The 19,620-nt window shown below is 44.4% G+C and carries 22 protein-coding genes; 18 read left to right on the forward strand and 4 right to left on the reverse strand.

Annotated features, from left to right (window positions below):
• Nucleotides 1-2 precede the first annotated feature (2 nt).
• The 11 genes from AC3WTJ_RS17375 (at nt 3) to AC3WTJ_RS17425 (ending at nt 11,033) form a co-directional block, all read left to right on the forward strand.
• A complete protein-coding gene (locus AC3WTJ_RS17375) occupies nt 3-2,342 on the forward strand; it encodes an AraC family transcriptional regulator (RefSeq protein ID WP_492522848.1) in 2,340 nt (779 codons plus the stop codon).
• 251 nt (nt 2,343-2,593) lie between these two features.
• On the forward strand, nt 2,594-3,595 hold the full coding sequence (locus tag AC3WTJ_RS17380; protein WP_492522849.1) for an ABC transporter permease: 1,002 nt from the start codon (nt 2,594-2,596) through the stop codon (nt 3,593-3,595).
• The gene (locus AC3WTJ_RS17385; protein WP_492522850.1) at nt 3,595-4,476 is read left to right on the forward strand and encodes a carbohydrate ABC transporter permease; all 882 of its coding nucleotides are present in this window, start codon (nt 3,595-3,597) and stop codon (nt 4,474-4,476) included. The genes AC3WTJ_RS17380 and AC3WTJ_RS17385 overlap by 1 nt, the downstream gene beginning before the upstream one ends.
• A 25-nt stretch (nt 4,477-4,501) precedes the next feature.
• Nucleotides 4,502-6,028: an extracellular solute-binding protein gene (locus AC3WTJ_RS17390; RefSeq protein ID WP_492522851.1), complete on the forward strand. Its 1,527-nt coding sequence runs from the start codon at nt 4,502-4,504 to the stop codon at nt 6,026-6,028.
• 23 nt (nt 6,029-6,051) lie between these two features.
• Entirely contained in the window at nt 6,052-6,873 is an 822-nt protein-coding gene (locus AC3WTJ_RS17395; protein WP_492522852.1) for an SDR family NAD(P)-dependent oxidoreductase, read from the forward strand.
• 25 nt (nt 6,874-6,898) lie between these two features.
• Nucleotides 6,899-7,972, forward strand: coding sequence for a lactonase family protein (locus AC3WTJ_RS17400; RefSeq protein WP_492522853.1), 1,074 nt, complete (start codon nt 6,899-6,901; stop codon nt 7,970-7,972).
• Between the two features lie 52 nt (nt 7,973-8,024).
• Nucleotides 8,025-9,020, forward strand: a complete 996-nt coding sequence (locus AC3WTJ_RS17405; RefSeq protein WP_492522854.1) for a Gfo/Idh/MocA family protein — start codon at nt 8,025-8,027, stop codon at nt 9,018-9,020.
• Nucleotides 9,021-9,154: 134 nt separating this feature from the next.
• Nucleotides 9,155-9,598, forward strand: a complete 444-nt coding sequence (locus AC3WTJ_RS17410) for a cell wall hydrolase (RefSeq protein ID WP_127456950.1) — start codon at nt 9,155-9,157, stop codon at nt 9,596-9,598.
• Between the two features lie 174 nt (nt 9,599-9,772).
• On the forward strand, nt 9,773-10,126 hold the full coding sequence (locus tag AC3WTJ_RS17415) for a VOC family protein (RefSeq protein WP_492522855.1): 354 nt from the start codon (nt 9,773-9,775) through the stop codon (nt 10,124-10,126).
• 53 nt (nt 10,127-10,179) lie between these two features.
• Nucleotides 10,180-10,560 carry an NUDIX hydrolase gene (locus tag AC3WTJ_RS17420; protein ID WP_492522856.1) on the forward strand — a complete coding sequence of 127 codons (381 nt, stop codon included), beginning with the start codon at nt 10,180-10,182 and terminating at the stop codon, nt 10,558-10,560.
• A gap of 98 nt (nt 10,561-10,658) precedes the next feature.
• Nucleotides 10,659-11,033, forward strand: a complete 375-nt coding sequence (locus tag AC3WTJ_RS17425; protein WP_492522857.1) for a YciI family protein — start codon at nt 10,659-10,661, stop codon at nt 11,031-11,033.
• A gap of 47 nt (nt 11,034-11,080) precedes the next feature.
• On the opposite strand, the gene AC3WTJ_RS17430 is transcribed toward AC3WTJ_RS17425, so the two are convergent.
• Both AC3WTJ_RS17430 and AC3WTJ_RS17435 read right to left on the reverse strand, forming a co-directional pair.
• Nucleotides 11,081-11,512 (reverse strand): hypothetical protein, encoded by a 432-nt coding sequence (locus AC3WTJ_RS17430; RefSeq protein ID WP_492522858.1) that lies wholly within the window; start codon nt 11,510-11,512, stop codon nt 11,081-11,083.
• Nucleotides 11,509-11,715 carry a helix-turn-helix transcriptional regulator gene (locus AC3WTJ_RS17435; protein ID WP_492523268.1) on the reverse strand — a complete coding sequence of 69 codons (207 nt, stop codon included), beginning with the start codon at nt 11,713-11,715 and terminating at the stop codon, nt 11,509-11,511. Before AC3WTJ_RS17435 ends, AC3WTJ_RS17430 begins: the two co-directional genes overlap by 4 nt.
• Before the next feature lie 136 nt (nt 11,716-11,851).
• Between AC3WTJ_RS17435 and AC3WTJ_RS17440 the strand changes: the two genes are divergently transcribed.
• The 6 genes from AC3WTJ_RS17440 (at nt 11,852) to AC3WTJ_RS17465 (ending at nt 17,237) form a co-directional block, all read left to right on the forward strand.
• On the forward strand, nt 11,852-12,967 hold the full coding sequence (locus AC3WTJ_RS17440; RefSeq protein WP_492522859.1) for a DUF4037 domain-containing protein: 1,116 nt from the start codon (nt 11,852-11,854) through the stop codon (nt 12,965-12,967).
• Nucleotides 12,960-13,154, forward strand: a complete 195-nt coding sequence (locus AC3WTJ_RS17445) for a DUF5808 domain-containing protein (protein WP_492522860.1) — start codon at nt 12,960-12,962, stop codon at nt 13,152-13,154. The genes AC3WTJ_RS17440 and AC3WTJ_RS17445 overlap by 8 nt, the downstream gene beginning before the upstream one ends.
• A 370-nt stretch (nt 13,155-13,524) precedes the next feature.
• Nucleotides 13,525-13,860, forward strand: coding sequence for a cupin domain-containing protein (locus tag AC3WTJ_RS17450; RefSeq protein ID WP_492522861.1), 336 nt, complete (start codon nt 13,525-13,527; stop codon nt 13,858-13,860).
• A 223-nt stretch (nt 13,861-14,083) separates the two neighbouring features.
• Nucleotides 14,084-15,214, forward strand: coding sequence for an alpha-hydroxy-acid oxidizing protein (locus tag AC3WTJ_RS17455; RefSeq protein WP_492522862.1), 1,131 nt, complete (start codon nt 14,084-14,086; stop codon nt 15,212-15,214).
• Nucleotides 15,215-15,261: 47 nt separating this feature from the next.
• Nucleotides 15,262-16,071 (forward strand): VOC family protein, encoded by an 810-nt coding sequence (locus AC3WTJ_RS17460; protein ID WP_492522863.1) that lies wholly within the window; start codon nt 15,262-15,264, stop codon nt 16,069-16,071.
• A gap of 191 nt (nt 16,072-16,262) precedes the next feature.
• Complete coding sequence (locus AC3WTJ_RS17465) at nt 16,263-17,237, forward strand: FAD-dependent monooxygenase (protein WP_492522864.1); 975 nt, start codon at nt 16,263-16,265, stop codon at nt 17,235-17,237.
• 58 nt (nt 17,238-17,295) lie between these two features.
• Here AC3WTJ_RS17465 and AC3WTJ_RS17470 read toward each other — a convergent pair whose 3' ends face one another.
• Nucleotides 17,296-18,537, reverse strand: a complete 1,242-nt coding sequence (locus AC3WTJ_RS17470; protein ID WP_492522865.1) for a CynX/NimT family MFS transporter — start codon at nt 18,535-18,537, stop codon at nt 17,296-17,298.
• Between the two features lie 6 nt (nt 18,538-18,543).
• On the reverse strand, nt 18,544-19,227 hold the full coding sequence (locus AC3WTJ_RS17475) for a FadR/GntR family transcriptional regulator (protein WP_492522866.1): 684 nt from the start codon (nt 19,225-19,227) through the stop codon (nt 18,544-18,546).
• A gap of 166 nt (nt 19,228-19,393) precedes the next feature.
• Between AC3WTJ_RS17475 and AC3WTJ_RS17480 the strand changes: the two genes are divergently transcribed.
• Complete coding sequence (locus tag AC3WTJ_RS17480) at nt 19,394-19,606, forward strand: VanZ family protein (protein ID WP_492522867.1); 213 nt, start codon at nt 19,394-19,396, stop codon at nt 19,604-19,606.
• Nucleotides 19,607-19,620: the final 14 nt, after the last annotated feature.

Genomic DNA, 19,620 nt, shown 5'->3' on the forward strand with positions numbered 1-19,620 from the left:
ACATGGGATTTAACCTCTCCGGGAGGCGAGTATTCAGCAGCCGGGCAGCATTGCTTCATCGCATGATTATGCTGACCTTGGCTGCTTCTATTCTGCCGACTTTACTTGTAGGCATCAGCAGTTATCTATTCTCGACTTCGACGCTGCAAAATGAAGTCAACCGCGCCCATGTTCAACTGCTGGAGAATACTTCGGCAACCATTGATCGGGATTTACAAAATATGCAAGATAGCACATTGCAGATGTTATTTCATCCTCTTTTCGCGAATGAAGCTTTGCAGCGGGGCATCAAGGGAAATGAATTTGAGTTTAACTTGCAGGTCTCGCAGTTTTTTTCAACTTTTCAGTATAACCATAAGCAAATTCTTGATATATCCATGTACATTAAAGACAACTATCTGCTTTCTTCCTCTTACGGTTTATTTAAAATTGCCCCGGTGTACGACCACAACAGGCTAAATGATGCGATGGTTTCCCCGAAGGAGCTGGAGTGGACCAATTCCGTCTTTCGCATTCGGGAGAACGATGAAGCTAGTGGCGTTACCTTTATATGCAAGCTGCCTCTTCAAGCACCTAATCCAATCGGTCTCATGCTTGTCCGTATGGATCAGAAGGTGTTTCAGGATTCGCTTCAGCGCTCGACCGTGTATCCAGGCCAGATGACAGTAATTGTCGATCAAGAAGGAAAAACCGTTGCCGCCTCTTCCGCTTTTACGCTTCCTTCCGAACTGCTCAATACGATTCGTCATAGGAATATATCTGATCATAAGCTCAATTATAATTGGAACAACCGTAATTATCTGGTCACAACGTTAACGTCACGCTATACCGGCTGGCAGTATATTGATTTGATCCCAACGCAAGAATTAAATGCCAAATCGGCGGGAATCGGTGTTATCACAGCAATTGTCCTGGTTGTCGTGCTTTTGTTGGCGTTTGTTCTCACGCTTCTTGGTACGCAATGGATTTACCGGCCCATTGCCAATCTTATGAATTTCCTAAAGCGGGAAACTTCCTCAGGTAATGATGTAGGAGAAGACGAGATAGGTTATATGAAACAAAGTTGGCAGGCTTTAAAGCATGAGACGAGTCAACTCCAGCACCAGCTATCTATGCAACTGCCTATGCTGCGGGAATCATTTGTCATGCAGATGCTGCTCGGGCATTATTTGCATTACTCGCAAAGCGAGCTGGAACAGTTGTTCATGCGGTACGGGCTTCCCCACCAAACCCGATTCGCGGTTTTTATTATGACTTATGACAGAAGCGGTCCAGTTAATGGGAGGTTTTTGGATCAGGACCGGGACCTTGTCATTTTTGCTATGAAAAATATTATTATGGATATGGTACAAACGAATGTTCACCCGATTCTTGGGGTTACTGTCAATTGTCTAAACGATCAGCTGGCTGTGCTGCTCTGGCAGCATACGGAAGCAGATCATCAAATCGCTCATGAAACGTTAGAGACATGGGAGAATTCTGTGAAGGCGTTCGTTGAGGAGCTCCGAAATGTATTAACCAATTACTTACGGCTGCCGGTAACGGCAGGGCTCGGAGTAGGAACGAGCGAGATCGGCAATCTCCCATTGGTGTACCGGCAAGCGCAATCAGCTCTTACTTCGCGTCTCGTCGTTGGAGGAGAGCAAGTTATTGCTCCGGATAACGACTTCCTGAAATCGAATGAAGGTTACCGTTATCCCATTGAGTTGGAGCGTCACTATGAGGAGTCTTTGAAGCAGGGAGATCTCCAAGAAGCGGAACGGATGCTTCACGAGTTTTCGAAATATGTCATCGGTGCGACCCATGTTGCCAAGGTGATTCAAATGTCGTATACGCAGCTCCTGGGCACGACGATACGCACCATGTATTTGCTTGGCATTGAACCCGATACTGTCTTCAAAGGAGAAGAGCCCTACGACTACTTACGTAAGTTTCAAAACATGGATGATTTAAACCGTTGGTTTCTTCAACATTTGATTACACCAATCGTGCAGTTCGTACGAAATAAAACGAATATAGAACATGAGCAAATTATCATCAAGGTGACCGCTTATATCCATGAGAACTATCATCAGGATATTTCTCAGGATCAGTGCGCGCGCAATTTCGGAGTTAGCCGTACCCATCTCAGCAAGCTTTTCAAAAAATTCAAACAGATTGCCTTTAGCGATTATTTAACGCACGTTCGGATTGAGAAGGCCAAAGAGCTGCTTTGTGAAACCGATATTCCCGTCGCTGACATTTCTGAGAAGGTTGGTTATCTCCATACGCAGAACTTTATCCGTGTTTTTAAAAAGATGGAAGGGATCACTCCCGGACAATTCCGTGAGGAACGCGGGTAGCATAGCTGCCGTGTTGCACGACCCTCTATGCAGCTGGAGAGCAGAAAAACTCCTGCTTTATAGGGGGTTTTTGCTTACTTTTAGCGGATGCTCGTTGTGTGACTCGGGTCTGGGCTGTCACAAAATGAGCATGCACAAATGGCTTATTGAGAATTACCGGAGCCATCCCTAGAATACAGATTGCCGGCATGGAAATTCAGCAAGCATGGAGCAAGCGATAGTAGGGTGACATTCAAATTTATGGAGAAAGGATGAGCGTATTGCCAGATCAATCTAGAAGCGCGGTATCCGCCGATGATTTAAAGAGACCACTTCAGACGAAACAGGCAAGCAACCGTTTTCTAAATTGGCTGAAAAGTTGGAAGCCGACATGGAAGCAAGAAAAGTATCTGTATGTTCTCGCGCTGCCCGGACTGTTGTATTTCCTTATTTTCAAGTACATCCCGTTGTGGGGGCTGTCACTTGCCTTTACCGAATACTCACCTTACTTAGGACTGTTCAAAAGCGAGTGGGTCGGATTTAAGCATTTCCAAAGTTTTTTTGCCAATCCTGATTTTTGGCTGCTATTCCGCAATACCCTAGCAATCAGCTTCCTAAATATCATTTTATTTTTTCCGATGCCCATCATTATTGCATTGCTCCTGAACGAGCTGAAAAACGTTACCTTCAAAAAATGGGTGCAAACCTCGATTTATTTGCCTCATTTTTTATCTTGGGTCGTTATCGTGGGTATCTGCTTTCTGACCTTGAGCGGCAGCGGGATTATTAATAAGCTGGTCGTCGAATCGGGAGGGCAGGCTATTAATTTTTTAACGAATCCCGAAACCTTTTGGGGCATGCTGACGGCTCAAACGATCTGGAAAGAAACCGGCTGGGGAACGATTATATTTTTGGCTGCTTTAGCCAGTATTAATCCCGAGCTATACGAAGCGGCAAAGATTGACGGGGCGAACCGATGGAAGCAAATGCTCTATGTGACGACTCCGGGTATTAAAGGAACGGTAATTATTTTATTAATACTCCGTTTGGGTCAAGTATTGGATATTGGATTCGAGCATATTTACTTGATGTCCAGCTCGGCCGTGACGGAGGTTGCGGATGTCTTCGACACTTACGCATACCGGGTAGGGATTCAAAACGGGCGATTCAGCTTTGCCACCGCTGTCGGCATTTTCAAATCGGTGGTCGGCTTGATCCTTGTTCTATTGGCAGACCGGGCAGCTAAGAAGCTGGGAGAGGAGGGCGTGTACTGATGAAACTGCGCTGGGGCTCGCGTGTGTTTGATATTTTTAATTATGTGATTCTTGGACTGATTGGGTTATCGACTTTGCTGCCATTTATTTATGTTATTCTCGTTTCGTTTACCGATCCTGTCGAGTATCAGACCAGTCCGATTGTCATCTTTCCCAAACATTGGAGCTTGGCTTCGTATGAGTTCATTCTGTCAACACGGACCTTTTTGAACTCGCTAAGTGTAAGCGCAATTCTGGCGATTGTCGGTACGGCTTGCAGTCTTATATTGACAAGCGGACTTGCGTACACCTTATCTCGCAAAAAGTTCAGACTGAAGCGGGTGTTCATGATAGGTATTTTGTTCACCATGTTGTTCAATCCGGGGATGATTCCGAACTATTTGCTGGTCAAGGAGTTGGGGCTGGTCAATACCATATGGTCGCTTATTCTTCCGGTACTGAGCAGCGCCTGGTATGTCATTCTGATGAAAAGCTTTTATCAGGAAATTCCTGAGGAACTGGAAGAGTCGGCTAAAATGGACGGATGTACGGACATCGGCGTATTTTTCCGGATTATGCTGCCTGTTTCTGTAACGGCGCTTGTCGCTTTCGGCTTATTTTTCGCCGTCGCTTATTGGAATACGTATTTCAATGCGGTGCTGTACATTAACAAAGATACACTTCGCCCTATGCAGGTCGTGCTGCAAGTGCTGCTCATTCAAGCATCAACACAGGTAGGCGATCCGTCTGTTGCGCAAATGCTGCAGAGCGATCAGATGCTGCCACCGGAGACGATCAAAATGTCGGCGGTCGTTGTGGCTTCCTTACCAATTATCATCGTATATCCATTTCTGCAAAAATATTTTGCCAAAGGCATGATGGTCGGCTCTGTGAAGGGTTAAGTTAAATTTGAAGGAGGTCAAACAGATGAACAGATGGTTAAAAAGAGCGTACCTTGGTGCCGCTTCGACGGTTGTCCTGCTTGCTGGCTGCAGCTCTCCGGATGGAGCTTCCAATTCGGCGGGCAGTGCTGCGGGAAATCAGGAACCGACGGAGATCAATATACTGACCACAACCTATAACTCGGCTCCCGGTAATGATCTGGACAGTTTGAAGCAAATCAACGAGAAATTTAATGTGAAAATGAATGTGACCTACGTTCCGGCTAATAATTACCAGGACAAATTGAACGTCATGCTGGCCTCGGGCGATCTACCCGATGTGAGCCTGGTTTGGGACATTAATACGCAGGCATTTGCCAACGCGACAAATCAAGGGGCTTTCTGGGATTTAACGCCGTACATCAAGGATTATCCGAATTTGGCAGCTTATCCTGAGCAAATTTACAAAAATGTCTCTTTTAAAGGGAAAACCATGGGCATTCCGCGTGTTCGTCCCATTGACGGGCATCAGTCGCTGCTCATCCGGCAGGATTGGCTGGATAAATTAGGATTGAAAGCGCCAACGACGATGGATGAGTTTTATAGTGTTATGGAAGCCTTTACAAAAAATGATCCTGACGGTAACGGCAAAAACGATACGTACGGATTTGTCGGTCAAGGTACACCAACGCTATCGAATTATTTCTTATCGATGTTTGGTGCGGGTCTGCAGCATTATGTGGATGAAAACGGCCAAGTGCAGCCTAGCTTCTTCAATCCCAAAATCAAAGATGCCATGGCCTTTTGGAATAAAGTAAACAAAGCGGGCATTATGGTGCCGGATCTTCCTTTGTTGCAAACGAGCCAAACCCGCGATTTCATGACGCAGGGCAAAGTCGGGATGGGCTTTAGCAACGTGTATGACGGCCATTTGTATACCGATGACTTGAAGAAGGTCAATCCTAACGCGATAATCAAACCTTACTTGTTCCCGGCGGCGCCAGACGGCAAGGTTTATATGGAGGCGGCACCCGGCTCGTTCGGTATTTTCATGATCAATAAAAAAGTCAGTGAACAAAAAATGAAAAAAATTCTCGAGGTTTACAACTATACGGCAACGAGAGAAACGTACAATCTGGTTGCTTACGGTATAAAGGGTGTTGACTACAACGAGAACGAAGCAGGGGACATCACCCAGACAGACGAGGGTAAAAAGAAGGGCTATGCTTTCGATACTTCGGCGCAATGGGTCTCAAGCTATTACGATAAATACGTAAAAGCGGATTTGCCGGGAATGACGCCGGAAACAAAGGCTTACAACCACAAGCTGGTAGACACCATCTCAACCGTATCCGTCCCGAACCCGGGCCTTGGGCTTGTCACTCCCACGGCCTTGGAGAAAAGTGCGGATTGGAATAAAAAAATCAACGATATGATGACGAATGTCATTATAGGCAAAAACAGCTTTGAAGATTTTGATAAATTTGTCCAAAGCTTTAAAGACGACCCGTCGTATCAGAAGCATTTAAAGGAACTTAATGACTTGTACAAGGAAAAAACAGCAAAAAAATAAGAGATCTCGGGAGGCCTATCGACATGGGAACAAGATTACAGGGCAAGGTAGCGGTTATTACAGGCTCATCATCAGGCATCGGAAGAGCGAGCGCCGAGGTGTTCGCGGAGGAAGGAGCGCATGTCATTGTCAATGACGATGGCGGACGAGAAGGTTTGGGGCAGCAGGTCGCTGATGGCATCAATGCGCAAGGAGGTTCGGCCGTTTATGTTCAGGCGGACGTATTCAAAAGCGAAGAATTAAAGCGGCTCATTGATTATGCTTATGAAAAGTTCGGCAAATTGGATATTTTGATGAACAATGCCTATAGAGGGCACACCAATTCCGTATTAGACCAAGAAGAAGCGGATTGGGACAGGGTATTCGCTTCTTCGGTTAAAGCCGTATTTCTCGGCAGTAAATATGCACTGCCTGGTATGATAAATGCAGGAGGCGGTTCCATTATTAATACCGCTTCGGTCCACGGGTTGCTTGGGGGAAGAAGGCATTCCTCCTATGATGCTGCCAAAGCGGCAATCATTAATTTGACCCGCCAGATGGCGGTTGATTACGGGAAACACGGCATTCGGTTTAATTCCATTTGTCCGGGCCGCATTGTGACGGAAGGGAAGATTGATTTCCTGGAGAAATATCCAGAGGAGGTTCGCCGGCAGCAAGCGGTTTACCTGCTAGGGCGGCCAGGAACCATGCGCGAAGCCGCACTGGCCGCACTGTTCCTGGCATCGGACGATTCGTCCTTCGTCACGGGCCATGCTCTGGTCGTAGACGGCGGCCTGACCGCTCAGCTGGCGGATAGTGTTTCCGAGCCGCTTGAGGAAGGTCTCGGCCTTGCCTGCTCCAAATAAATGAGCAGATATAGGGAGAATATCTATGAATAAGCAGGCAGCAATTTTTGCATATATCGGCACGCAAACGGACGGCAGCAGCAGTGAAGGGATATATGTTTATAGCATGAATCCGTCTACTGGTGAATTGCTCTATTCGAGCACGGCTGCAGCGGGGATAAATCCTACTTACTTGGCGATTCACCCATCGAAACAATATCTTTATGCAGCCAATACTATTGAAGGAGAGGGCCTGATCAGCGCCTTCTCCATTGATCCCCTAACGGGGAGGCTGACGTTCATGAACAGTCAGCCCTCCGGGGGCTCTAAACCTGTTCATTTGACTGTAGATGGAACGGGCAAATTTGTGCTTGCCGGGAATTTCGGCGACGGCAGCGTGTGTGTTCTGCCGATCCAAGCGGACGGCAGCCTTGGAGCGATGACGGATATCATCCGTCATTCCGGCTCCAGCGTCCATCCGACGCGTCAGCAGGGACCTCGCGTTCATTCGGTCACGCTCGACCCAGCCGGACGATATGCGGTTGCCGCTGAATACGGAGCCGATCAGCTGCTGGTTTATCGGCTGGATGCGGAACGCGGGAAGCTGCTTCCTGCAGCTGTCCCGTCCATTTCCGTTGCAGCGGGTTCGGGGCCTCGTCATGCCGCCTTTCATCCCAATGGACGTTGGGCATACGTTATCAATGAGCTGGGTAATACGTTGATGAGCTACGATTATAATCCGAGCCAAGGCATCCTTCATCTTAGGGATACGCATGCCACGCTGCCGGAAGGGTTTGCCGAACCGAGTTTTTGCGCCGATGTTCATGTTCATCCGGACGGCACTTATGTCTACGGTTCGAACCGCGGGCATAACAGCATTGTCATTTATGAGGTTGAGCCTGAGACGGGAAGGCTCCAGCTTGTTGGCCATGAACCGACTCTGGGGAGAGCACCGCGAAGCTTTATCATCGACCCGACCGGTCAATACTTGTATGCGGCGCACCAAGATACGGACAATGTCGTCGCATTCAGCCTGGACCGTCAGACCGGCAAACTGTGTCCGGTAGGTCACAGCATTAAGGTGCCGATGCCGGTATGCATCAAGATGATTTCGATTTAGCTGCGTTTATAGGTATGAGCCTAACGATGATCAACGAATGAGAGGAACTTGCATGATGGACTCATTAGTAAAAATAGCTATAATCGGATGCGGAAGCTTGATGTATCAATTTGTTTACGATTGCCTGAAACGGATTCCGTTCAACTTAATCGCTGCCAGTCATGAAGATGAAGGGGAACTGACCCGGTTTACGAACCGGTACCGGGTTCCGAAGGCGTATACGGATTACCGGGAAATGCTGGAACAGGAGCAACTGGATGCTGTTATTTGTTTCACGGAGGACGAATACGCTCATTTTCAAATAGCTGAAGAATGCCTGCAAGCTAATGTTCATGTGTTTATGGAAAGGCCGGCTTGCTTTTCCATCGAACAGGCTGAACGTCTCCTTGAGCTGCAGCGGCGTACGGGAAAATATGTGGTGTCACGCTATAACAAACGGTTTACTACAGCATATATGATGGCGAAGGAAATCATCCAAAGGGAGGAATTTGGCAGGGTTACGATGTTTCTGTCCAAATTCCAAGGCTCGGAAAGCGCATCGAATGAGCTGTTCCTGTTCAATCATGTGAGTCATCATCTTGATTTGGCTAGATTTCTGCTCGGCGAGATAAAATCGCTGCATGTCGATCAAATCAACCTCGACGCACACAGAGTCGGATACAATATTTCATTCGTCGCGGAGTCCGGCGCTATTGGTGTCATCCAATCAGGCTCTCTGCAAAAGATCGAATACCCGATGGAGCGGGTGGAAATCACTGGAGTCGGCACGAACATTGTTGTGGACAATATTCGGCATCTTGCGTATAACCGGCCTGCTCCCAAGCGGGAAGGCTTTCAATTTGCCAAGTTAGCGGATGGCGGAGATACATTGATGTGGAATCTGAATCACGGCAACTTGAGCAATTATTCCTATTATGGTTTTGAGCAACAACTGTATGAATTCATCGACAGTATTCAGAGGCAGATGGCTCCCGAGCCTAACATGGAGGATACCATTCATACGGTAAAACTGGTGGTGCAAATTCAATCCTTGTCACAAACCATATGATTGAAAGTATAAAAACCCGCTCCTGCGGGTTTTTCGCTTTGATATCGAGATGTGGCTTTCTAAATATTGTGCGGGCGTAACACTTCCGCTTTGCCTACAATATGATGAGTTTAGAAAGATAAAGAGGTGATCTAATGGCAGTTGTAAAAGCCAGGAAACAGGATATTGATATGTTGGCAAGGTTGCTGCGTGCGGAAGCTGAGACTGAAGGCGAAATGGGCATGCTTCTTGTTGGAAATGTTGGCATTAACCGAATAAGAGCGAATTGCTCCGATTTTAAAGGAATCCGGACCATTCCTCAAATGATTAACCAGCCGCATGCGTTCGAAGCGCTGCAACATGGTTTGTATTATCAAAACGCCAGAGAGAGAGAACGCCGTCTGGCGCAACGTTCCGTAAATGGGGAGCGAAATTGGCCGGGTAAATTCTCCTTATGGTATTTCCGCCCAGGTTCATTCGAAAATCCAGGTCCTTGTCCGGCAACTTGGTATAATCAACCATTGGCAGGACGATGGAAAAAGCACTGTTTTTATGAACCAACAGCCAAAGAATGTGAAAATGTTTATAATACGTTTTAATTTTATGGTTGGTGAACGATCGTTGAAGTTGAACAGACAAGGCCATCCGGCAAGGATGGTCTTTGTGTTTGCAGTTATAAGAGAGAATTTTGTTAACATGAGGAAAGATTTAACTGTTATACGTCGAACTATATTATATGGATGGACAAGCTTTTTATGACTGGGAGGTCTGAAATGAAGGTCAAACGAATCGTCGCCAATATAAATGCGCAGGATATCTCGGCAGCTAAATGCTTTTACCAGGATGTACTCGGCCTTGAGATCATGATGGATCATGGTTGGATTAGAACTTATGGTTTAGACGAGGAGATGAGCATTCAAATTAGCTTTGCCTCACAGGGTGGCTCAGAAACACCTACGCCTGATCTATCGATTGAAGTCGATGATGTCGATGCTGCATTAGAAGGCATGAAGAAAGCTGGATTTCCGATTGAATACGGGCCTGTTGATGAACCTTGGGGTGTAAGACGATTCTATGTTCGCGATCCATTTGGTAAGCTTATCAACATACTTGCTCATGAAGATTGATTCACTAATGGCCAAATTGAAATAAGACACTGGTAAAAAAGGTGGTTATAAGATTGATTGCCGAAGCAATTATTATACAAAATGACTGTGTACTAATGGTAAAGCAATACGTTGAACGCGGAGATATTGTTTGGAATTTTCCCGGAGGTGGCATGCAAGAAGGGGAAAGTCCTGAGCAAGCGTGTATGAGAGAAGTGAGAGAAGAGACGGGATTTGATATTCAGCTGATAGGTTTATTGAAGGAAAGAAACAAAAAGTATAGTTTCATTGGTGAGGTAGTTGGAGGAAATCTATTCCTCGATACCGATAATCAAGATAACCTGGATATCATTGAAGTTGCATGGATACCTCTTGCCGAGCTTGAAAAATTTGATATCATCACCTTGCCCATGCTTGAATTAGCTAAACAGCGAGTCCCATTTAACATTTTTTAAAATATTATTGGGATATGTCGATTTTTATGTATACCGCTCGTCGACTAATTAGAGGCTAGAAAGAACGCTTCAATTTAATGGTAGAGGAGACTTTGATCATGAAATTTCTATGTTTAGGTTACTTGGAACCCGAGAAAATGGATGCCCGACCAAAGCATGAGATTGATGCTATTATGAATGAATGTTCGGTTCATCTGGAAAATTTTTATACTAGCGGCCAAGTAGTTATCGATGCTGGTCTCTCATCTGAAACGAAATGCTTGCGGAGAGCGAATGGGAAAGTGAAAATAACCGATGGTCCTTTTATCGAAACGAAGGAGATGATTGGTAGCGCTTTTCTCATAGAAGCACAAGATATGGAGGAAGCCATCCGAATTGCTTCCTTACATCCTACCGTACAGGTTGCTTCGGGTGAGCAATTCGGATGGGGAATTGAGATTCGTCCAATCGACTACTTTGAATCGAGAGAGTAGAAATAAAAAAAGGGGCTCATCGGAGGCCCCATTTTTCATATATATTCTCACATCTCTTTGTAGTACTTAACACGGTAATAAACGTTATATCCGAGGATAAACATATAGGCAAAAGCCAATATAAATACCGTTATTTTATCTATGCCCATCAAGGCAAATGCTAATAGTAAAGCTCCAAATAGAAAAACAATCATATCATAGGCTTTAGCTTTTGCCCGATTTGCAATTGCCAAATTACGCTCATCATTTTTTTCAATTTCCATCTGCTTTGCTGCTGTAGGATTATTCTTCATAAGGTGTCGGTTGATTACTTCTCCCATACCGTGACCGAAAATCCCACAGCCAAGCCCGACACAGATATAAGGCAATGCTCGCAGTATACCTTGTGGATCTTCAATCGTTTTGATGAAGACTATACCAATTGACAGTAGTGCTACGCCTACAAAGGAAAGAAAATAATACGAGATCGGATTTTTCATAAACTTTCATCCTCCTCATAAATAAAGATTTCTTCAATACTCATACCGAAATAGCGAGCAATTTTGAACGCTAAAAGGATCGATGGGTTATAACGTCCATTTTCCAACGAACCGATCGTTTGTCTCGACACTTCAAGAGCTAATGCTAATTCTTCTTGCTTAATTCCGCGTTGCTTGCGGATTTCTTCTAAACGGTTCTTCAGAGTGTATACCCCCTTGTGGAAAGCTGGCTTTCCATAAGGAAAGTATATTGTGCAGCGCAAATGATGTCAAGCGAACTTTCCATTTTGATGAATTTTAACCACTTGAGTATTTGCGTAGAGGAAGGAGAAACACAAAGTGAATGACCACATCCCCGGGATTCAGTTAAGCCGCTTATTCCATGAGAGTTATATCGCGCCGCGCCTATCGTCTGTGATGCCAGCTCTTTCATACGCTTCAGCGCTTGTTGGTCCTGGCAGCGAAGTGCTTGGATTCGATACATCGATGTCATGCGATCATGACTGGGGACCTCGTGTACTAATTTTCATCCGTGAGTCCGATATTTCTCAAGGAGAAGCAATTCTCGCAGCACTTCAGCATGAGGTTCCGGTATCATTTTATAACTATCCCGTCGCAATCAATCAGACAATTGTAACGACCGTATCGAGTTACTACAGTAAAAGACTTGGTGTCAGCCCTTCTAAATGGTTTGAAGGACTTGATTTGGTCGACTGGCTGACTATTTCTTCCCAGACTCTTGCGGAGTTATCGGGAGGAGCCATCTTCCGAGATGATATCGTTGAGTTAACGAATGCTCAAGAGAGTTTACGATATTACCCCAAGGATGTATGGCTTTTCTTGATGGCATCGGTCTGGAACAGGATTGGGCAGGAGGAGCATTTGATGCCAAGAGCAGGCTTCGTAGGAGATGAACTGGGGTCTTCTCTGATTGCATCCCGTCTAGTAAGGGACGTAATGAGTCTTTGTTTCCTGATTGAGCGTCGATATGCCCCATATCCCAAATGGTTCGGCACTGCCTTCCTACAGCTTAATTGTTCATCCGGATTGTTACCTCATCTGCAAAAGGCACAATATACAAGTGACTGGAGAGAACGTGAGCAAGCGGTAGCAAAAGCCTACCAGGTCGTCGCGCAGATGCATAACAAAATACGGTTGACTGAACCGCTTGAGACGGCGGTGAAACTCTTTTATGATAGGCCCTTTTCTATCATTGGCGGAGGCCGTTTTGCGGAAGCATTGGTGAGTAAAATTGAGGACCCAACGCTGCGTAAGCTTGCTGCCTTTGGTTTCGGCGGCATTGACCAGATCAGTGATAACACTGATTTTCGCGCTATCTCCGAACGTTTCCAAGCAGCAACTAGTGAGATAAACCCGCTTCGAGTTTTCTTCGACCGCTTGGGAAATGATAGGGTCAATGAACTTACAGAAACTGGAGACATAGAAAATGGATGATAAAGACCGGAAACATTATAAATTTGGGATTTTTTACTTCAACCCAGATAATAAGTCAATTTTTGTTCCTAAACGGTTAGGACTAGGATGGACCATTAACTTTGCTCGTCCGATTAGTTGGATTATTATCCTTGCTATAGTCGGTATCGTGATATATAAAGTTTGGGTGACGAAATCAAATCAGTGATAGAATGTTAACGGGGAACATTTGTTTAGCGATCTTATTTTTACGCGCAAGCAAAGGACACCAAGGATAAGACAAACAGATATTTTACAGGCTGAGCATGATAATAATAACTAGAAGAGGTAATAAATTCATGGACATGGACTATTTCATGCTAATATTTGGTTGTATATTCGCAGTTTTTGCTACGGTTGGTCTCGGATTCTTATTATATATTTTACGTCGAGAGAGGAAAGCAGATGATTAACGTGAAGGAGTTGATAAAGCCATAAAGACAGTAGGATCAGTGAAAATCTTGCTATTTCATGGCTTATGGAGTGCAGTAATTGAATTTCACAAAATGAATGGTTTGGCAACGAGAGGAGTTTATACATTGAACTTTCATTTAGTTGAATTGACTAATTATCTAAACCAGCTTAAAAATTTAGAAAATACCTCATATTATGAATTTCTGAAGGTACCTTCGATGAGTGTAGGGCTTTATAAACTGAATAAAGGCGAAAAAGATAACCAAAAGCCTCATACAGAAGATGAGATATATGTGATAATCGAAGGTAAATCTTCGTTTCAGAATGGAGATACATATAGTTCAATTAGCAAAGGGGACGTCTTATTCGTAGAAGCAAACAAAGAGCATAGATTCTATGATATAACAGAGGACCTAACTACTCTAGTCTTTTTTTCACCAGCAGAACACTCTAATAAATAGCTAATGTTTTAAATTTTAATTGTTGATTTAAATATGGAGCAGATTGTCTCGGGCAGGCTACTGTTCCTTTTTTTGTTGAAGTAACATGGTTCCACTCCCTGGATCTAAATCCGAATTGTTCCCTATGTGATGTCAACGTTGAAACAATTAGTATCCCTTCAACTCACCAATATCGGATACCCGTTGTCGTTACTTCATATAGTAGGAAGGAGGAGGGGGTTGCATGAATTTTGGAACCTACATTCAATCGGCACGCATTCAAGAATGCAATCAAACACGGCGGATGCTTATTACGTTTGAGCAATGGGAAGAGGAAGCGCGTAGGTTTCTTGACCCACGGTCTTTTTCATATGCGGCAAGTGGTGCCGGTGAGGGGACAACAATTCGGGCAAACCAGGAATCATTTCAACGTTGGCGTATTGTTCCAAGGGTATTAAGGGACGTAGCCGATCGAGACCTTTCGGTAAAGCTTTTCGGGAAGTTTTTTCCTTTCCCTATTGGTTTTGCTCCTATCGGAAGGCAAGCGATGTTTCACCAGTTGGGGGAAGTGGCATCTGCAAGGGCGGCCGCGATTTTAGGCATTCCTTTTATTCAAAGCATGGTTTCTACGTATTCCTTGGAACAAGTAGCCATCGCTCATCCGGGCAGTTGGTTCCACTTGTTTTTCGGGCAAGATCGTGACGTATTAAAAAGTTTAGTACTACGCGCGGAAAGAGCTGGTTTTACCGCCATTGTTCCAACTCTTGACCGGCCGGTGGAAGGGTGGAGAGCGCAGAATTTATCGTTGTGCGTTTCTCCATTTATGTTCCAATACGGGGTTGGTAACTTTATCTCAGACCCGGTCGTGAAGCAAAAGTATGGCCTTTCACTGACACCTCAAACAATGCGCTATTTGACAAGCAAACCCCATATATCTGCTGAGGATTTTCGCTATCTACGCTCTATCACGAAACTTCCAATAATAGTGAAAGGGGTTCTCCATTCGGAAGACGCAAAAATGTTAATTAATTACGGGGCAGACGGAATTATCGTATCCAACCATGGTGGACGACATTTGGACGGAGCCATCGCGGCATTAGATGTATTACTTTACATTGTGGACGTTGTTGGAGCACAAGTTCCTGTTATGTTCGACAGCGGCATCCGGTGCGGTGCGGATATATTCAAAGCACTGGCCTTAGGAGCCAAAATGGTATTTATCGGACGGCCATATCTTTATGGTCTGACTATGGGCGGCGAAACTGGAGTTCGACACGTTATGGAAAATTTAGTAGCCGATTTTGATTTGAATCTCGGGATGGCAGGTTTAAAAAATGTAAGTGAGCTGCTTCCCAGTACATTATTCAAGCAATAGATGCCAAGATGTGGTTCAATTGCAAATCAGAAAGAGGGGTCGATTCCATGATAACTCACTTCTCACAACTTCAATTAAATACAGTTTCTGTGCAAGGCGTTAAACAATTTTATCAAGGCCAGTTGCGTTTCCCTATTGTTTACGAATCTGATCATGAAATAAGTTTCCAACCGACGGAATACTTTACTTTGTCTTTTATAGAAGCCGATGAATCTCTAGCTCCAGCCCATTTTGCCTTCGAAGTACCTTTTTCTGAATTCAAAAACATAGTAAACTGGCTCCAAAGTGCTGGGGCTGTTACCCTTTTGAAATGGCCGGATGGCAGAATTGTAGACGAATTCGAAACGGGAATGAATGTTTATTTCAGAGATGGAGACGGCAATTTATTAGAAATAATTACGCATCATTACATTAAGGAAGGAATACTACCTCCTTTTGGTGAGTTGAAAATTTTGTATCTTAGAGAGATCGGGTTTCCCGTTGATAGTGTAATTGATTTTAGGAAGTTATTAGTTGATATTTTTAATTTCAAACTTGATAAGATATCTGATAACTTTACTTTTGCTATTGGTGGAACATCACATGTGATTATTCCTTCTAAAAAACGTAAATGGATTCCAATGGCAATGACTGCCTTACCCCCAACGATGAAAGTAGTTTTCGGGGTAAGTAGCTCCGATTTTATGAATAAGGTCAAAGCAAACTTATCTACAAAATCTATACATTTTGATGAAAACAAAGAAGATGGTCTGCTTCATTTTAAAATAAATGAATACAATTTCAATTTAAGTCTTACAAATTTTCCTGAAGAAGTACCTACGCTTCTAAATCTACCTTACTCAAGATTAAAACCTTAATTTTGCGTAACAAGGAACGAGGATTTAATAAACTACATGAAAAGGCAGCCAGTTCAAGTGGATTGGTTGCCTTTTGTTCCTTCCTGACTATCAACGCTGGCTCTGGAGTAGTTGTATATATTCAGTTTATAAAGCTAATTTATTCTATACAAAAGTCATTAATCATATTGAGGATTACAGGAGGAACTATGATGGAAAAAACGATCTTAGTTAGTGGAGCTAGTTTCGCTGGCCTCTCCACAGCCTATTGGATGAATAAAATGGGTTACAAGGTCACCGTTGTTGAGATTTCTAAAGGTCTTAAAAAAGGCGGCACGCCAGTAAATATCGGCAAAAATACCGTCGATATTGTAAAACGAATGGGGCTGCTCGACCAAATCAAGTTGAATCATATAAACATGGAATTGATGGAATTTAAAAATTCAGATGATGTCACTGAAAGAAAGGAATTACGTGAGGAGCATGCAGAAGATGAATATGAGATTGAGCGAGATGTTTTGCTGAATATCATGTTCGAGGCTGTAAAAGAGGATGTCGAGTTTATTTTCAGCGATAGTATTGTGTCGTTGAAAGAAGAAAATGGTGGGGTCAACGTTGCTTTCAAATCGGGCCAAAACCGCTCGTTTGACCTAATATTCGGCTGCGATGGTATTCATTCGATCGTTAGAAAATTGTGCTTCGGAGAAGAGGCTGAATTTTCGCATTTCCTTAAAACTTATTTCTCAATTACGATCGTGAATAGCTTGTTGATCCGAGAGAATACGACTCAGATGTACAACGAGCCTGGCAAGGCGATCATGCTGAACGCCTACAACAATAAAACCGATATTGTTCTCTGCTTTTCTTCAGATAAAGAAATCCCTTACGACTACAGAAATGAAGAACAGCAGCGGAATATCATTTTGGATCAGTTTTCTGGACTAGGCTGGCGAACACCTGAATTGCTGGAAGAAGTGAAGAACTCAAAAACTTTTTACTTTGACAAGCTGTGCCAAATGAAAATGCCATCCTGGACAAAAGGCAGGATAGCGCTAGTCGGTGATGCTGGTTTCTGCGCGTCTCCGGCTGCTGGCATGGGTGGATCACTGGCAATAGATGGGGCTGGCGCTTTGGCCGATGCTTTTCAAAAGTACATAGAAATCCCTTGTTTTTTGATAGTGGCTTGAGGAAAAAGCGCAAGATATGGAAATGGCAGCTGATCGTTCGATCGGCTGCCATTTTTGTTTAGACTTGTACCTGTTCAGACTCCTGTGAATTTACAAAGCGGTTACGGGCTGCCCCCATACCAAATACAAATACTAAAAAGCTTGCGGCAATTAGTAAAGTTAATGGTAGATCCCAAGTCCCGGTCATGTCATGCAGCAAACCGAACAGCATTGGGCCAATGGCGGCCATGATATAACCAACGGTCTGAGCCATACCAGACAGTTCCGCTGCTTCTTGAACGGTGCGAGTTCGTAGACTGAAGAAAATCATAGCTAAGGTAAATGAAAATGCACCGGCAATGCCAATAATGACCGCACACAGTGGTACTAGTGCATTGGTGTTCATAAACATGCCACCTATACCAAGCAGATAAAGAACAGCCGTTAATAGGACCAGTGGTCTCTGGTTGCGCATGCGGCCTGCGATGATTGGTACAAGGAGCGTGAACGGCAGCATGGAAAATTGAAGAAGAGAGAGCATCCAACCGCCTGCACTTTCCGACATCCCTCGGCTGACCAATATTTCCGGAAGCCAAGCAGCTAACATGTAAAAAATGATCGATTGCAAACCCATGAATGCTGTTACTTGCCATGCAAGTTTAGAATGCCACAAACTCGGCCTTTTATCATTGGCAACAGTAGAAACTTCAGCAATCGCTGGTTTGGTGTTGCGCAGTCGGGGGAACCAGCTAATCATGGCCAGGATTGTCAGCATGCACCAACAAATTAAAGCACCTTGCCAGCCGAAGCCCGCATCACGTGCGAGGGGAATGCTGATTCCGGATGCCAGTGCTCCGCACAGATTCATAGAAACGGAGTAAACGCCTGTCATTAACCCAACTTGATGGGAGAAATCCCTTTTTACGAGACTGGGTATAAGCACATTGCAGACGGAAATGGCAAGTCCAATCAAGATTGTTCCTGCAAATAAGGTTCCGGCGCCGTGAAGTGAGCGGCATACCGTTCCTAGGAACAGGACGACCAATGCACTAAAAACGACACGCTCCATGCCATAACGCCTTGCGAGTTTGGGAGCGAAAGGCGACATGAAAGCAAATGCGAGTAAAGGGACTGTCGTCAGCATACCCGCAACCGTATTTGAAATTCCCGTTGATTCCCGAATATAGCTGATTAGAGGACCAACCGAAGTAATTGGCGCCCGCTGATTGGCAGCGACTAGAATAATGCCAAGGACAACTAACCATCCTAGTGTCAAGTTTGTAGAATTCTTGATATGCGTTGATGCTTGTAAGTGTTTCATTTTGTTTTAACCTCTCTGTTGCTGAAAATGTTCTTTGGAATGTTCGATGTAGATTCGTACGGTTTCCGCAGCTTGTGAACTGTCATTTTGTTGGATAGCAAATAAAAGCATTTCATGATTTTGCAAATAATAACTATGAGAGCTTAATTCCATAACATCCGAAATGGTTTCGCGAACGCCTTCGGTCATATGGTTATAAAGTTCCATAAGTAAAGGGTTATGGGAAGCCGCGATGATCGAGCGGTGGAATGCAATGTCTGCTATGGCATAAGCTGCGTGGTCGCGGCTATGTACGGCAAGCTTGCAAGACTCTATGTGCTGCTGAATTTTCTCCAAATCTTGTTCTGTTCGCCGCGTTGCAGCTAAAATGGCCGCTTCACGCTCTAACGCATGGCGAACCTCTAGCGTCTGCAATATATCACTCCTTTGAATTCGTTTCTTTAAAACAGGGCCAAGAGCACTTGATGAGGATACGTAAGTTCCATCACCTTGCCTTGTCTTTAATAATCCTGCATGAGTTAATGCGCGCATAGCTTCTCTTAACGTATTGCGACTGACCTGCAGCTCTTCCATGAGCTCAGGCTCAGTAGGAATCTTCATCCCAACCTGCCACACACCACTTTCAATTAATTGTTCAATTTGCATGGATGCCTGCTCGGCAAGTGACAGGCGGTTAGTTTTATTCAACATAATGTCCGCTCCTCTTAAACGTAGGATGATTGGTTGTTTATAGAATATCACTTCGTGAGGGTGATGACAAGACCAGGAATGCGGAACTGAAAAATAAAAAATCAGCTTGCCGCGCCGGAATCTGCTCTTAAAGAAAATTTTATTACCGCACTAAGTCCGACAAGTCATGAAGTCATCAATTTGGTTGGAAATATATTGGCATTCATGCCGTTTGGGATCTTTCTTTTGTTATTGTCTTACTCTTGGAACTTCTACAGGTCTTTTTTCCATTGGGAATTTTGATGTCGATGATATCATCCTGAATACTTCTGGAGGCTTACTTGGGTACTGTTTTTTTAAGTTGTTCCGTCAAAAGCCCTCCCTTAAGAGAACTTACTGAATATGTTAAAGTAC

It is taken from the genome of Paenibacillus sp. FW101-FHT12H11, from assembly GCF_058790355.1.